This window comes from Velocimicrobium porci (assembly GCF_009696045.1).
In the GTDB taxonomy this organism is placed as follows: domain Bacteria; phylum Bacillota; class Clostridia; order Lachnospirales; family Lachnospiraceae; genus Velocimicrobium; species Velocimicrobium porci.
This window is the reverse complement of sequence record NZ_VUMT01000011.1, coordinates 55,911-71,543: the sequence shown is the minus strand read 5'-3', so window position 1 is coordinate 71,543 and position 15,633 is coordinate 55,911. Positions and strand designations below refer to the sequence as shown.

The 15,633-nt window shown below is 34.8% G+C and carries 12 protein-coding genes and 1 riboswitch; of the genes, 10 read left to right on the top strand and 2 right to left on the bottom strand.

Translation table 11 applies throughout. The features are described 5' to 3' along the window. Positions 1–197 precede the first annotated feature (197 nt). From FYJ58_RS08710 to spoVG, 3 genes are all read left to right on the top strand, one after another. Positions 198–1,472: a glucose-1-phosphate adenylyltransferase gene (locus FYJ58_RS08710; RefSeq protein ID WP_154519348.1), complete on the top strand. Its 1,275-nt coding sequence runs from the start codon at positions 198–200 to the stop codon at positions 1,470–1,472. Beyond that, entirely contained in the window at positions 1,469–2,590 is a 1,122-nt protein-coding gene (glgD, locus tag FYJ58_RS08705) for a glucose-1-phosphate adenylyltransferase subunit GlgD (RefSeq protein WP_154519347.1), read from the top strand. Before FYJ58_RS08710 ends, glgD begins: the two co-directional genes overlap by 4 nt. A gap of 72 nt (positions 2,591–2,662) precedes the next feature. Continuing rightward, positions 2,663–2,941, top strand: a complete 279-nt coding sequence (gene spoVG, locus FYJ58_RS08700; protein WP_154519346.1) for a septation regulator SpoVG — start codon at positions 2,663–2,665, stop codon at positions 2,939–2,941. Between the two features lie 96 nt (positions 2,942–3,037). On the opposite strand, the gene FYJ58_RS08695 is transcribed toward spoVG, so the two are convergent. Then, entirely contained in the window at positions 3,038–4,666 is a 1,629-nt protein-coding gene (locus tag FYJ58_RS08695) for a putative polysaccharide biosynthesis protein (RefSeq protein ID WP_154519345.1), read from the bottom strand. Positions 4,667–4,844: 178 nt separating this feature from the next. Here FYJ58_RS08695 and pth point away from each other — a divergent pair, with 178 nt between their 5' ends. The 3 genes from pth (at position 4,845) to FYJ58_RS08680 (ending at position 10,139) form a co-directional block, all read left to right on the top strand. Further along, positions 4,845–5,426 (top strand): aminoacyl-tRNA hydrolase, encoded by a 582-nt coding sequence (pth, locus tag FYJ58_RS08690; protein WP_154519344.1) that lies wholly within the window; start codon positions 4,845–4,847, stop codon positions 5,424–5,426. Between the two features lie 15 nt (positions 5,427–5,441). Beyond that, positions 5,442–8,978, top strand: a complete 3,537-nt coding sequence (gene mfd / locus FYJ58_RS08685; RefSeq protein WP_154519343.1) for a transcription-repair coupling factor — start codon at positions 5,442–5,444, stop codon at positions 8,976–8,978. 147 nt (positions 8,979–9,125) lie between these two features. Beyond that, positions 9,126–10,139, top strand: a complete 1,014-nt coding sequence (locus FYJ58_RS08680) for a peptidylprolyl isomerase (protein WP_154519342.1) — start codon at positions 9,126–9,128, stop codon at positions 10,137–10,139. An 80-nt stretch (positions 10,140–10,219) separates the two neighbouring features. Here FYJ58_RS08680 and asnS read toward each other — a convergent pair whose 3' ends face one another. After that, entirely contained in the window at positions 10,220–11,614 is a 1,395-nt protein-coding gene (gene asnS, locus FYJ58_RS08675; protein WP_154519341.1) for an asparagine--tRNA ligase, read from the bottom strand. A gap of 386 nt (positions 11,615–12,000) precedes the next feature. On the opposite strand from asnS, the gene fsa reads away from it, so the two are divergent. The 4 genes from fsa (at position 12,001) to FYJ58_RS08655 (ending at position 15,587) form a co-directional block, all read left to right on the top strand. Next, entirely contained in the window at positions 12,001–12,654 is a 654-nt protein-coding gene (gene fsa, locus FYJ58_RS08670) for a fructose-6-phosphate aldolase (RefSeq protein ID WP_154519340.1), read from the top strand. 119 nt (positions 12,655–12,773) lie between these two features. After that, a riboswitch (Fluoride riboswitch) is annotated at positions 12,774–12,849 on the top strand. 44 nt (positions 12,850–12,893) lie between these two features. Continuing rightward, complete coding sequence (locus FYJ58_RS08665; protein ID WP_154519339.1) at positions 12,894–14,078, top strand: cation:proton antiporter; 1,185 nt, start codon at positions 12,894–12,896, stop codon at positions 14,076–14,078. Between the two features lie 97 nt (positions 14,079–14,175). Next, complete coding sequence (locus FYJ58_RS08660; RefSeq protein ID WP_235912603.1) at positions 14,176–14,727, top strand: RNA polymerase sigma factor; 552 nt, start codon at positions 14,176–14,178, stop codon at positions 14,725–14,727. Beyond that, positions 14,724–15,587 (top strand): RsiV family protein, encoded by an 864-nt coding sequence (locus tag FYJ58_RS08655; protein ID WP_154519338.1) that lies wholly within the window; start codon positions 14,724–14,726, stop codon positions 15,585–15,587. The genes FYJ58_RS08660 and FYJ58_RS08655 overlap by 4 nt, the downstream gene beginning before the upstream one ends. The last annotated feature ends 46 nt before the right edge of the window (positions 15,588–15,633 follow it).

The following is a 15,633-nucleotide window of genomic DNA, read 5'->3' as shown; positions in this document are numbered from 1 at the left end:
TGATAGTGAATATTCAATGGAAGAGATAGACGAGTTGTCATAATTTTGCGGAAAATGTTGGGTTCTTTGAAAAAATATCGATTTTGAATGAATTGTCAAAAAAAGAAAAGAAATTTGAAAAAAAATCAGCAAAAACAATTCCATTTTACTAGAAAGGATGGTATAATTAAGTTATTAAATTGACAGGAGGAGATTGCATGATAAAAAAAGAGATGATTGCGATGCTTCTTGCTGGAGGTCAGGGTTCCAGACTGGGGGTTTTAACTTCTCAGATTGCAAAACCAGCAGTAGCATTTGGTGGAAAGTATAGAATTATTGATTTTGCATTGAGTAATTGTATTAACTCTGGTGTTGATACAGTAGGGGTATTAACACAATACCAGCCACTTCGACTGAATACACATATTGGAATAGGAATTCCTTGGGATTTGGATCGTAATATTGGTGGTGTTTCGATTCTTCCTCCATATGAGCGAAGTACAGACAGCCAATGGTATACAGGAACAGCGAATGCTATCTATCAGAATATGGAGTATATGGAATATTATAATCCGGACTATGTGTTGATATTAGGCGGTGACCATATTTATAAGATGGATTATGAAGTCATGCTGAAATTCCATAAGGCAAATAAAGCAGATGTAACATTGGCTACAATTCCAGTTCCTATGGAAGAGGCAAGTCGTTTTGGTGTAGTGATTACGGATGAAAATCGAAGAATTTTAGAATTTGAAGAAAAACCTGCCAACCCTAGAAGTAATTTAGCTTCGATGGGGATTTATATTTTCTCTTGGCCAGTATTAAAGGAAGCGTTGATTACATTAAAAGATCAACCATCTTGTGATTTTGGCAAGCATATTATTCCTTATTGTCATGAAAGAGGGGATCGTGTATTTGCCTATGAATATAATGGTTATTGGAAAGATGTTGGAACTTTAGGTTCCTATTGGGAGTCTAATATGGAACTAATTGATATTGTTCCGGAATTTAATTTATATGAAGAATTCTGGAAAATATATACAAAAAGTGACAAAATTCCACCACAATATATTTCCTCAAGTTCAGTGATAGATCGTGCAATTATCGGAGAGGAATCCGAAATTTATGGAGAAGTACATAATTCAGTGATTGGATCAGGGGTTACAATCGGAGAAGGTGCTGTTATCCGAAACTCAATTATAATGAATAATGCCACAATTGGGGACAGAACGGTTGTGGACAAGTCAATTGTTGCTGAAAATGTAGTAATCGGTAAAGATTGTGTATTAGGCATAGGAGAGGAAGTTCCGAATAAATTAAAGCCGGATATCTATGAGTTTGGCTTAGTGACAATTGGAGAACGGTCCATGATTCCGGACGGAGTAAAGATAGGCAAGAATACAGCAATCTCGGGAGTAACAGAACTATCGGATTATCCAAATGGTATATTAGAAAGCGGTGAAACTATAAGTAAGGCGGGTGACAGATTATGAGAGCAATAGGAATTGTGTTGGCAGGCGGAAACAGTAATCGGATGGGAGATTTAGCAAAAAAGAGAGCAACTGCGGCTATGCCGGTTGCAGGTGGTTTTCGTGGAATTGACTTTGTACTTAGCAGTATGTCAAACTCTCATATTCAAAAAGTTGCGGTATTTACACAATATAATGCGAAATCATTAAATGAACACTTGAATTCTTCAAAATGGTGGGATTTTGGAAGAAAGCAGGGCGGTTTATTTGTGTTTACACCGACGATTACAGCCGACAATGGTTTTTGGTATCGTGGAACAGCAGATGCGCTTGCACAGAATCTTGACTTTTTGAAAAATAGTCATGAACCTTATGTTGTAATTGCATCTGGTGATTGCGTTTATAAAATGGACTTTAATGATATATTAAGTTACCATATTGCAAAAAGAGCAGATATTACAGTTGTTACAACAAAACTGCCACAGGGAGAAGATCCAAGCAGGTTTGGAACGGTAGTGACAAATAGTGATGGAAGAATTATCGAATTTGAAGAGAAGCCAATTGTGACGAATAACGAGGTAATATCGACTGGTATCTATGTTATTCGAAGAAGACAGTTGATTGAACTGATAGAAAAAAGTATGCAGGAGGAGCGATTTGATTTTGTAAGGGATATTTTAATTCGTTATCGTTCTTTGAAAAAAATTTATGCATATGAATTGAAAACTTACTGGAGTAATATTGCATCTGTTGATTCGTATTATAGAACCAATATGGATTTCTTGAAGAAAGAAGTAAGGGATTATTTCTTCAATCAGTATCCGGATGTATATTCGAAAGTACTTGATTTGCCTCCTGCAAAGTATAATGCCGGAGCGAGTGTGAAAAACAGTTTAGTTTCCAGTGGATGTATTATTAATGGTCAGGTAGAAAATTCTGTATTGTTCCGTGAAGTCTATATTGGAAATAACTGTGTGATTAAGAATTCAATTATATTGAATGATGTTTACATAGGTGACAATACGCATATTGAAAACTGTATCGTAGAAAGTAGAGATACGATACGTGCGAATACAACTTATATCGGGGAACCGAATAATATTAAAGTTGTTGTTGAAAAAAATGAAAGATATGTGTTGTAATTGTGACCAGAATGAAAAAACATGATGTAATAGGCAGACAATGTAGAAGACAGACAAGGGGGTTTATGCGAAATGCAGATCACAGATGTGAGAGTCAGAAAAGTAACCAAAGAAGGAAAAATGAAGGCAGTCGTTTCAATTACATTTGATGATGTATTTGTAGTTCATGATATTAAGGTAATTGAAGGTGACAAGGGATTGTTCATAGCAATGCCTAGCAGACGTGCTGGTGATGGTGAGTATCGTGATATTGCTCATCCAATTAATTCTGAAACAAGAGAACAAATTCAAAAGACTATTTTGGAATATTATGAGAAGGCATTGGAGGAGAAGCAGGAACAGGAAGAATAGGAATTTGATTTGCTAAATAGAAGCAATTGAAAAAAGGGCTACTGCAAAGTATAAGTAATATAATATTTTGCGGTAGCTCTTTTTGGATTACGAAAATTACATTAAATGTGCTTTTTTTGCGATACGAATTAGAAGAGTGCCTTTTGGGAAGGTTTTTAATTCTTCCTCGGTTACGCCCTTTAAAAGCAGAACAATACAGAAGTATAAAACTGCCGATAATGGAATCGAAACGCATAAGCTTAGTATATTGCTTTTTAAGAGCAAATGAGTTACATAGTAAGAAGCCCAAGTACCAATTCCCATAATAACAGAAGCAACGCCCGGTATCAGAAAAGTTTTTTGAATATCCTGTACGTAACCAAGACATTTCTTAACGGAGAGCCCATTTAAAATGCACATAATTAAAGAATAAAGTATTGTTCCTAATAATAAAGCATATAAATCTAAATCTGTATAATTTAGAAGGGGTATTAGTACTGCTAAATGGATGATTAAAGCAACAATTGCGTTTTTCACCGGAATATTTACTTTTCCAATTCCTTGAAGTACGGCATTTGTTAATGTTGAAAGGGAATAAAAAATAACGCTGATTCCACCATATCTTAATAAAGAGCTTGCCATATCAATGGATTCTTTTTGTGGAAATAGTAAAGAAACAATTGGGTAAGCTAATACAGACATTCCAACGGCACATGGAAATGCAATAATCATTGTAGAGCGTATGGATTGTGAAATTTTTGCTTTTGTTTCTTCGATGTCATCTTTTGCGAAACTTGCTGAGATACTTGGAATCATGGCAGAAGACATAGCAGAAGCAAATGCGATTGGAATATTCATAATAACAGTATATTTTCCGGCAAAAATACCATAATTGGAAGTTGTTACAGACTGGGTTAAATGTTTTACATCCATGGATATTTTATAATAAAACTTCATGTCCAAGGTAGGAGTTATATTATAAATAAATGTACTGAATATTACAGGTGTAACAAGTAATATGGTTGTCTTAAATATTTTCGAATAAGATTCAGGGACGGATTTTATGTCCTTATCTATTCTATGTTTAAAAAAATTATGGTTTAAATGGTATACAAATAATATAAAAAGCAATGCGACAAGAACACCGGATATTGTTCCTAAGGCACTTCCGGAAGCACCATATAATGGAATCAGTGATTCTTTTGAAGTATTCGCAAGTGGTCTTGTAAAGTAATAAGCGGCAGTAATGCTGACAATTGCATTGATTAGCTGTTCAAGTATCTGAGAGATAGATGTCTGGACCATTGAATTGTAAGCTTGAAAGTATCCCCGGAAGGCACCTAGCAATCCGGAGAAAAAGATTGTTGGTGCAAGAATTCTTAAAGGAATAACAGCATTTGAGCTTACTAAAAATGGTGCACATACAAATGTAAATAAACTTGCTAAGCTGCCGACGACAACGACATAAATAAGTGAACATTGAAAAACACGGTGAGCATTTTTATATTGATGAAGTGCTAATCGTGATGAAATTACCTTTGAAATTGCGGATGGAATACTATAAGATGAAATAAGCAGTATCATTGTGTAAATGTTGTAAGCAGAACTGTAGATTCCATTACCCTCATCACTGATGATACTAGTTAGAGGACTTCTATATAATATTCCAATAATTCGGACTAAGATACCCGCAACTGTAAGGACAGTAGCCTGTATTAAAATATTGTTTTTACTTTTATTCTTCATTGGATAACCGCCTTTTACCATCAATTAACTTAACTAATATAGTTTACATTATAACATATTTTAAGGCAAGTAGTATTTATAGATTTGATATTTTATGATTTTTTAGTTATTGCACAAGATTTCGGAAAAAAGTATAATAAAACAGGAAAAATTAATTTGAAATGGAAGGAAAATTAATATGTATATCATTGTAGGTTTAGGAAATCCGACAGAACAGTATGCCGGGACAAGACATAATATTGGATTTGATGTCATAACGAGAATTTCGGATGATTATAATATACCATTAGACTTAAAAAAACATAAAGCCATTTGTGGAAAAGGATATATAGAAGGACAAAAAGTTATTTTGGCACAGCCTCAGACTTATATGAATCTGAGCGGTGAAAGTGTTCGGGAACTGGTTGATTATTATAAAATCGGGCTGGATGAATTAATTATTGTTTACGATGACATTAGCCTGGATGTAGGGCAGTTGAGGGTTCGACCAAAAGGAAGCGCAGGTGGTCATAATGGAATTAAAAGTATAATTTCTCATTTGGGAACACAGGAATTTCAAAGGGTTCGTGTTGGTGTAGGGGACAAACCGAAGGGCTGGGATTTGGCTGACTATGTGTTAGGACGTTTTCCAAGAGAAGAAGAACCACTTGTAAGAGAGGGACTAAAGCGTGCCTCCCAGGCTTGTAAGACAATTATGTCTGATGGAATCGAAGCAGCAATGAATGAATTTAACAAGAAAATAAATTTTGACAAAGAATAGTGAGGAGTGGAGAATTTGAACACTTTTTTAGCCCCATTAAGAGAATTAAATGAATTTAATGAAGCACAAAAGAATGTGGATATTGGGAACACTCCTGTACACATTACGGGGTGTATTGACTCACAAAAATGTCATTTGATTTATGGTATGAGTAATTCGTATCCTTATCGGATTATTATCACCCATAATGATTTAAAAGCGAAAGAAATATACGAAGATTATAAGCTTTATGATAAAAATGTTTACTTGTATCCTTCGAAAGATGTTATTTTTTATAGTGCTGATATTCATGGAAATGCGATAATAAGAGAACGGCTTCGAATTTTAAAACGTTTAATGGAAGGTGAACCTGCAACCATAATTATGACAATTGCGGGTGGAATGGATCGTGTCCTTCCGCTAAACTTTATGAAGGAAAAAAGAATTCATATAAAAGAAGCGGATATTTTAGATTTAGATAAATTAAAAGGTCAAATGGTTCGATTAGGTTATGAACGGACAGGACAAGTCGAAGGACCGGGAGAATTTGCAGTACGTGGAGGTATTATAGACATTTTTCCTTTGACAGAGGAATGTCCTTATCGAATTGAATTATGGGACGATGAGGTTGATACGATACGTTCCTTTGACGTTGAAAGCCAGCGTTCCATTGAACAGGTTTCGGAGTTAATGATTTATCCTGCTTCTGAAATTATTATGGATGAAGATACTGTAATAGAAGGGTTAAAACGGATTGAAAAGGATAAAGAGACTTATATTGTCCAGTTAAGAGAACAGAAAAAGCTTGATGAGATACGGCGTATTAAAGGGATTATAGAGGAGTTTAAGGAAACAATGGATATTTATAGCGGCTCAATGGGAATGGAGAGCTATATCCGTTACTTTTATGATAAAACAGTAAGCTTTTTCGATTATTTTACAAAGGATAATGCGGTCTTTTTTCTTGATGAACCGAGCAGAGTAAAAGAGCATGCGGAGGCTGTTGAATTAGAGTTTAGAGAGAGCATGGCAGGACGTATTGAAAAGGGATATATTTTGCCGGGACAGGTTGAAGTTATTCATGAGCATAAGGAATTATTTGCAAAATTAAACAGCAAACGTCTTGTTTTGATGAGTATGATGGATTATAAGTTAAAGGACTTTGTGGCAAAGACAAAGTGTGATTTCATGGTAAAATCCGTAAATCCATATAACAATAATTTTGAGATTCTTGTAAAAGACATTGAAGAATGGAAAAAAAGAGGATACCGGATTCTTTTAATTTCAGGTTCCAGAACAAGGGCAAGACGTCTAAGTGAAAATTTAAGAGAGTATGACTTAAACTCTTATTATAGTGAAGACTTGGAAAAAGAATTGCAAAGTGGTGAGATAATGGTCACTTATGGACAACTTCACCGTGGTTTTGACTATCCGCTCATTAAGTTTGTTTTTATTTCAGAAAGTGATATTTTTGGAGCAGAAAAAAAGAAAAAACGAAAGAAGAAGACAACTTATGAGGGGACAAAGGTTCAGAGCTTTACCGATTTGAATGTAGGAGATTATGTTGTGCATGAAAATCATGGTCTTGGAATCTATCGCGGAATTGAGAAAATTGAAGTTGATCAGGTTACAAAAGATTATGTAAAGATTGAGTATGCAAAAGGAGGCGTGTTGTATGTACTTGCAACAGGTCTTGAAGTGCTACAAAAATATGCAAGTGCGGAAGCAAAAAAACCAAAATTGAATAAGTTAAATTCAATCGAATGGAAAAATACGAAGAAAAAAGTTCGTGGTGCTGTGGAAGAAGTTGCGAAAGATTTGGTTGAATTATATGCAAAACGACAGCAGCAGGAAGGCTATCAGTTTAGTGAGGATACAGTTTGGCAAAGAGAGTTTGAGGAAATGTTTCCGTATCAGGAAACGGATGACCAGCTTACAGCAATTGAAGCTACCAAAAAAGACATGGAAAGCAGAAAGATTATGGATCGTCTTATTTGTGGAGATGTTGGTTACGGTAAGACAGAGATTGCAATTCGAGCTGCTTTTAAAGCGGTGTCGGACGGGAAGCAGGTTGTATTTTTAGTACCTACAACGATTTTAGCCCAGCAGCATTACAATACATTTTCCCAGAGAATGAAAGATTTTCCGATTAGCGTTGATATGCTTTCAAGATTTCGGACTCCTGCGCAACAAAAAAAAGCAATTGAGCGTCTGAAAAAAGGGCAGTTAGATATTATTATCGGAACACACAGAGTTTTGTCAAAGGACGTTGTCTTTAAAGATTTAGGATTATTGATTGTAGATGAAGAGCAACGTTTTGGCGTAAAACACAAGGAAAAAATTAAGCAGTTAAAAGGCGATGTGGACGTTTTAACTTTGTCAGCCACTCCGATTCCAAGAACACTTCATATGAGTCTTGTCGGAATACGTGATATGAGTGTTTTGGAAGAGCCTCCGGTTGACAGGATTCCGATACAGACTTATGTTTTAGAACACAATGAAGAGATAATAAGAGAGGCAATTAATCGTGAACTGGCAAGGGGCGGTCAGGTTTATTATGTCTATAACAGAGTAAACAATATCGATGAAGTTGCATTAATGATTTCTAATTTAGTGCCAGATGCCAATGTTTCTTTTGCACATGGGCAGATGAGTGAACGTGAATTGGAAAAGATTATGTTTGAATTTATCAATGGAGAGATTGATGTATTAGTATCTACTACGATTATAGAAACCGGGCTTGATATATCAAATGTAAATACAATGATTATTGAAGATGCAGACCGTCTTGGCTTATCACAGCTTTATCAGCTTAGAGGAAGAGTTGGACGTTCAAACCGTACGGCTTATGCGTTTCTTATGTATAAAAGGGATAAGATGTTAAAAGAGGCTGCTGAAAAACGTCTGCAGGCAATTAAAGAATTTACAGAGCTTGGAAGTGGCTTTAAGATTGCGATGCGGGATTTAGAGATTCGAGGAGCCGGGAACCTGCTGGGTGCAAAGCAACATGGTCATATGGAGGCAGTGGGATATGATTTATATTGTAAAATGTTAAATGAGGCAGTAAAGGCGTTAAAGGGAGAAACTGTCATTACAGAGGAATTTGAAACAACAGTTGATATTGATATGAGTGCGTATATTCCGCCAACTTATATTAAAAGTGAATTTCAGAAACTGGATATGTATAAGCGGATTGCAGGAATTGAAACAGAAGAGGAACTCTTAGATATGCAGGAAGAGCTTATGGACCGTTTTGGAGAGCTGCCATCTTCGGTGAACAATTTATTGAATATCGCATTTATAAAGGCATTAGCCCATAAGGCATATATTGTTCAGGTAATCCATAGGGGTTATGAGGTTAAGTTTTTTATGTATAACAAAGCAAATGTCGATATTAACCGGATTCCGGCACTTCTTGAGAAATATGATGGAGCATTAAAGTTTTTGCCGGAGACAGTTCCATATTTTATTTATAACTTGGCAGGGAAAAATAAAAAATACAAGTTAGAGCCATATGATTTTTTTGAGCGAATGAAGAAATTGATTGAGGATATAAAGCAGTTGCTTGTATAAATGAAATCTATTATACTAAAGAAAATGAGTCGTCTGTTATGTTAGAGCAGCGAAATTAGAAACTAAATGAGATATATGAGGATAAATAGATTTTGAGTGAGCCTAATTTGGCAGCTTGAAATAGAAAGACATGGATGGGTATAAAAAATGAAAAATTGGAAGAAAAAGCTTGTTTTATTTGGTTGTACGTTAGGGCTTATGGCAATGGTAGTCAGTGGCTGTGAGAGTGAGAGTAATACGAAAAAGATTGATAAAAAAGAGTTAGAAGAGGAATCAAAAGAAGTTTTAATGTCTGTTGGCGAAGAAAGTGTATCCTATGAGGAGACCTTTGCTTATATTTATATGTTAAAAAAGCAATATGAGCCAAGTATGAGCGGAAATATATGGGATTTTCAAATAGAGGAAGGACAAACATTTGGTGATTATGCGAAAGAGCAGGTAATCAAAGAGATTACACAATTAAAAGTGATTGCACAGGAAGCTAACAAACAGCAGATTGCGTTGGATGATGACGAAAAGGAAGAAGCAAAGCTAAATGCAATCGAGTTTATGAAAAATGTAACAGATAAAGAGAAAGAAGTGTATCTGTTAAGTGAAAAAACAATGACTTCCATCATGGAGGAGCATCTTCTTGCCCAGAAGATGTATGACATTGCAACAAATGAAGTGGATACTACAATTTCAGATGAAGAGGCAAAACAGATTACAATTCAATATCTTATGGTTATGACAAAAGGCACTGACAAGAATGGAAATAAGGTAGAAATGAACCAAGAAGAAAGAAATGCTGCAAAAAAGAAAGCAAAAAGTCTTTATAAACAGGCGAAAGATGCTTCTAGTTTTTATGCCTTGGCGGAATCAAATACAGACGCTGATTCGGTGGATCTAACGTTCGGAAAAAATAATATGCCAGCTGATTTTGGAGAACAGGCATTTCAATTAAAGAAAGGTCAATTGAGTAACTTGATACAGGGAGAGAATGGATTTTATATCTTATATTGTGTCGATGATAATGACGAAGATGCCACAACTGCTAAAAAAGAAGAAATAATCCAAAAAAATCAGGATAAGTTGTTTCGGAAAAAATATAAGAAATGGTCAAAACAATATGAGGTGACAATTGGAACGAAGTTGTGGGATAAGATTCAGCTGGGGAATTGATAAAAAAGGCAGGATATGTTCCTATAATGAGGAAGGTATCCTGCCTTTTGTTTGTTTTGAACTTATTTTAACAACGATTTTTATAGGTCACAATTATTTACTGTTCTAGGGAATGGGATTACATCGCGGATATTGCCCATTCCGGTTAAATACATAACACAGCGTTCGAATCCAAGACCGAATCCGGCATGTCTTGTAGAACCATATTTTCTAAGGTCTAAATAGAAATCATAATCCTCTGGTTTTAATCCCAATTCATTCATACGGGATAATAATTTATCATAATCATCTTCTCTTTGGCTTCCACCAATGATTTCACCGATACCTGGTACAAGAAGGTCCATAGCAGCAACCGTTTTATTATCGTCATTCATTTTCATATAGAATGCCTTGATTTCCTTTGGATAGTCAGTAACAAAAACAGGTTTTTTGAAGATCTGTTCTGTCAAATAACGTTCATGTTCGGTTTGTAAGTCACAACCCCATGAAACTTTGTAATCAAAATTATCGTTGTTCTTTTCTAAGAGCTCAACTGCTTCTGTATAAGTTACATGACCAAAATCAGAATTAGCAACATGTTGAAGACGTTCAATCAATCCTTTGTCGATAAATTGATTTAAGAAGTTCATTTCTTCCGGAGCATGTTCCAAAACATAATTAATTACAAATTTTAACATATTCTCTGCTAAAATCATATCATCTTGCAGGTCAGCAAAAGCAATTTCCGGCTCAATCATCCAGAATTCTGCAGCATGTCTTGTTGTGTTTGAATTTTCCGCACGGAATGTAGGACCAAATGTATAGATATTTCGAAATGCCTGAGCATAAGTTTCACCATTTAGCTGACCACTTACCGTCAGATTTGTTTCTTTTCCAAAGAAATCTTTTGAAAAGTCTACAGTACCATCTTCTTTTGTAGGAAGATTATCCATATCGAGTGTTGTTACACGGAACATTTCACCTGCACCTTCACAGTCACTTCCGGTAATTAATGGTGTGTGTACATATACAAAGTTTCGTTCCTGGAAAAATGTGTGAATTGCGTATGCAATTAAAGAACGAATCCGGAATACTGCCTGGTAAGTATTTGTTCTTGGACGTAAATGAGAGATTGTTCTAAGGTATTCCAATGTATGGCGTTTTTTCTGTAAAGGATAGTCTGCACTGGAAGCACCTTCAATTGTTATTTCAGTTGCCTGAATTTCAAAAGGCTGTTTTGCCTGTGGAGTTTCAACCAGTTCACCTTCTACAATAATGGCAGAACCAACATTTAATTTTGTAAGTTCAGCAAAGTTAGAAAGTTTCTGTTCTCCGTACACAATCTGCAATGTTTCAAAAAATGTTCCATCGTTGATTACGATGAAGCCAAATGTTTTAGAGTCACGGTTGCTTCTTACCCAGCCACCGACTTTTATTGTTTTACCGATATAGTTTTCTTTATTCCTATAAAGGTCTCTAATAGTAACTAATTCCATATTAATACCCATGCATACCAAATTTGTTTTATTGGTACTGCCCATATAGGAGGCTGAAAGAAAGGGCAATGCATATATCCTTTCTTTTATTTTCTTTCAGTTTATCTTTCAACCTTTGAAATATGCCGTCTGGGTGACAGCTTAAGACCTATAATTTCTTTTACTATAATAGTCTAAAAAGCAGAAAAATACAAGGAATTTCTTGGATTTACAAAAAAAGTAACTTGATTCGGACGAATGACCTTTACATAAATGGAAAAATGGTTTTTAATAAACTCTAGGAAAAAGGAAATTTCCGTAGTATAATAAAACTACGTTGATAACTTAAAAATAGAAAAACAAGCAGTAAGTTTACAATCAGAAAAGGAAAGCAGGAGGATTCGATTATGAAATTTTTCGTTGACACAGCAAAAGTAGAGGATATTAAAAAAGCAAATGATATGGGTGTTATATGTGGAGTTACTACAAATCCATCTTTGATTGCAAAAGAAGGAAGAGATTTTAAAGAAGTTATTACAGAAATTGCGTCTATCGTAGATGGTCCAATTAGTGGTGAAGTAAAGGCAACTACAGTAGATGCCGAGGGAATGATTCAAGAGGGAAGAGAAATTGCTAAGATTCATCCTAATATGGTAGTTAAAATTCCTATGACAGTAGAAGGATTAAAAGCAACAAAAGTTTTAGCAAGCGAAGGAATCAAAACAAATGTTACATTGGTATTTTCTGCAAATCAGGCATTATTGGCTGCAAGAGCAGGTGCAACTTATGTATCTCCATTCTTAGGACGTTTAGATGATATCAGTACACCAGGTATTGATTTAATTCGTACAATTGCAGAAATTTTCGAGGTTCATGGTATTGAAACAGAGATTATTGCAGCAAGCGTCCGTAATCCAATTCATGTAACAGATTGTGCATTAGCAGGTGCAGACATTGCTACAGTTCCATATTCTGTAATTGAGCAGATGACAAAGCACCCACTTACTGATCAGGGTATTGCGAAGTTCCAGGCAGATTATAAAGCTGTTTTTGGTGAATAAATAATAGAAATCGTTATAAATTGTATAAGCATAAGAACAGTCATTGTCCGGTAACAGACAGTGGCTGTTTTGGTTTACACAAAAATAGATTGACATTAAAAAGTAAATTTGTTATAGTTGAATCCGTTGGGAATGAAGTACTCCCGTGGTGGTAATCACCAAAACCGCAATTATGCTGATGACTTCTGTGGATAACCACAGGGGGAGTCAGCTTTTTTTATTTTAAGGAGGAAAATAAAATGTTAACAAGTCTTGCATTTATTTTTTTATTAGGACTTTTGCTTGGAAGTATATTTGAGAGACTAAAGCTTCCAAGTCTTTTAGGGATGATATTTACAGGAATTATTTTAGGACCACATGTGCTTAATCTGCTTGATGAATCTATTTTGTCAATTTCAGCTGATTTAAGACAGCTTGCACTTGTAATTATATTAACAAGGGCAGGACTTTCGTTGGATTTGGATGATTTAAAGAAGGTTGGGAGACCGGCTGTTTTGATGTGTTTTATTCCAGCGTGTTTTGAAATTGCAGGCGTTACGTTGCTTGCTCCGCATTTATTGGGTGTGACAAGACTTGAGGCGGCAATTATGGGAAGTGTGCTGGCAGCAGTTTCACCTGCGGTTATTGTGCCAAGAATGATTAAAATAATGGAAGAGGGCTATGGGAAAAACCATAGTATTCCACAGCTAATTTTAGCAGGAGCTTCCGTTGATGATGTATTTGTGATTGTACTGTTTACTTCTTTTACCGGTTTGGCTAAGGGGAATGGGATTGAATTAATTAATTTTGCATCAATACCGGTTTCGATTATAATGGGAATTTTACTTGGAGGAATTTTTGGTCTTTTGATTACAAAATTTTTTAAAATGTTACATATGCGGGATTCGGTGAAGATTATTATTATTCTTAGTATTTCCTTCCTGTTTATAGAATGTGAGAACCAGTTAAAAGGTATCATTCCAATTTCGGGTCTGCTTGCTATTATGAGTATGGGAATTGCAATTAATCAGTGGTACCCAATTCTTTCAAAGCGTCTTTCTCAAAAATATAACCGTTTATGGGTTGGGGCGGAAATTCTTTTATTCGTTCTTGTTGGAGCTACTGTTGACGTTGGATATGTAAAAAAGGCAGGAGTTTTATTTTTAGTGCTTATTTGTTTGGCACTTCTTATGCGAATGATTGGTGTGCTTTTTTGTATGTTCAAAACTTCATTTACCAAAAAAGAAAGAATTTTTTGCATGCTTGCGTATACACCAAAAGCGACAGTACAGGCGGCAATTGGAGGTATTCCGCTTGCAATGAATCTTGCATGTGGACAAAAGGTTTTAACGGCAGCAGTAGTGGCAATATTAGTCACTGCACCATTCGGGGCGATTGCAGTAGACAAAAGCTATCGACTGCTTTTAGAAAAAAATAACGAATAATCCAAACTTTTTTTAAATTAAAAACATCTATAAGATAGATACAATCTATGATTTGCAAATCGGGTAATGTTGAAAGAAAATTTATAGAGAAAGGGAAATGACTGTCTACGGATTTCAACGATTGTATTTAGGCAGGAAAAGAAATGGTACCAGAATGAAACAGACACTACAAAGTTATTTGATTGATTTTATTATGGAGAATCAAAAGAAATATTATCGTATCGCTTATTGTTATGTCAAAAATAAAGAAACTGCACTTGATATTGTACAAAATACAATTGTTAAAGTACTTGAAAATCAGGACTCTTTGCGGAAAAAAAGAGCAGCAAAAACATGGATTTATCAAATTTTAATTCATGAATGTCTGAATGAGTTAAGAAAAACAAAAAGAGAAATTCCATGTGAACCGGAACAACTGGGCGAGGACTTTTACAAAGAAAAATTTTATGATGGAGAGGAGGAAGTTTTATTTGAGGCAATTAATATTCTTCCTGAAAAGCAGAAGACAGTGATTCTTTTACATTATTATGAATATTTGACATTAAAAGAAATTGCAGCGATAACAGAAACAAATTTAAGCACGGTAAAAACGCGTTTATACAGCGGATTGAAAAAGCTTAAAACTATCTTGAAGGAGGAGATTGAATGAAAAAGTTTGAAGAGGCAAAAAAAATATATGATAAGATTGAGATACCAGAGGAATTGTCAGGTGTTGTAAAAGAAACAATTGAACAGCACAAACAAAAGGAAGTAAAAATTAGAGTCCCTTATTGGAGATATTCCGTTTTAGCTGCCGCATCTGTAATGTTATGTTTTACAATTACTCTAAATACAAATGCTTCTTTTGCTAAAACAGTTAAAGATGTTCCAATTCTTAAAACAATTGCAAAAATTTTGACGATACGATCTTATGAAGAAAAAGATGATGATAAAACGACAACGGTCAATGTACCGGCGATTGAAGATAAGAGGGAAGAAACTTCTAGAAAAATAAATGATATTAATAAGACAATTGATGAAAAAATAGAAAGCTATGTAAAGCGTGCAAGTGAAGATATCAAAGAGTATAAGAAGGCATTTATGGAAACGGGAGGAACAGAAGAAGAGTGGAAAGAAAAGGATATTCATGTTAATGTAGATTATAAAGTGATGAGCCAGACAGAAAACTATGTATCTTTTGTAATCAGTGGCTGTGAAGATTGGACTAGTGCATATTCAGTCGATTACTTTTATAATATTAATTTAAATACAGGAGAGGATATTACATTAGAAGAGTTGCTTGGAAAAGACTATATTGAGAAAGCAAATCAATCAATTCGAAGCCAGATGAAAGAAAGAACGGAAAAAAATAAAGAACTTACTTATTTTACCAAAGAAGAGGGCGGATTTGAAACAATTAGTAAAGATGTAAAGTTTTATATCAATAAAAAAGGAAATCCGGTCATTGTATTTGATAAATATGAAGTTGCACCAGGTTTTATGGGACAGCAAGAATTTGAAATTAAATAAACTTTTATTGGCAGTTCCGGTTTTAATGAATAATTTTTCTTAAGTT

Bases quoted from the DNA above. Each gene is read 5' to 3' on its own strand.
- glgD (WP_154519347.1), top strand. From the start codon at position 1,469: ATGAGAGCAATAGGAATTGTGTTGGCAGGCGGAAACAGTAATCGGATG.
- asnS (WP_154519341.1), bottom strand. From the start codon at position 11,614: ATGGAATTAGTTACTATTAGAGACCTTTATAGGAATAAAGAAAACTAT.
- spoVG (WP_154519346.1), top strand. From the start codon at position 2,663: ATGCAGATCACAGATGTGAGAGTCAGAAAAGTAACCAAAGAAGGAAAA.
- FYJ58_RS08655 (WP_154519338.1), top strand. From the start codon at position 14,724: ATGAAAAAGTTTGAAGAGGCAAAAAAAATATATGATAAGATTGAGATA.
- fsa (WP_154519340.1), top strand. From the start codon at position 12,001: ATGAAATTTTTCGTTGACACAGCAAAAGTAGAGGATATTAAAAAAGCA.
- FYJ58_RS08665 (WP_154519339.1), top strand. From the start codon at position 12,894: ATGTTAACAAGTCTTGCATTTATTTTTTTATTAGGACTTTTGCTTGGA.
- FYJ58_RS08710 (WP_154519348.1), top strand. From the start codon at position 198: ATGATAAAAAAAGAGATGATTGCGATGCTTCTTGCTGGAGGTCAGGGT.
- FYJ58_RS08660 (WP_235912603.1), top strand. From the start codon at position 14,176: ATGACTGTCTACGGATTTCAACGATTGTATTTAGGCAGGAAAAGAAAT.
- FYJ58_RS08695 (WP_154519345.1), bottom strand. From the start codon at position 4,666: ATGAAGAATAAAAGTAAAAACAATATTTTAATACAGGCTACTGTCCTT.
- pth (WP_154519344.1), top strand. From the start codon at position 4,845: ATGTATATCATTGTAGGTTTAGGAAATCCGACAGAACAGTATGCCGGG.
- FYJ58_RS08680 (WP_154519342.1), top strand. From the start codon at position 9,126: ATGAAAAATTGGAAGAAAAAGCTTGTTTTATTTGGTTGTACGTTAGGG.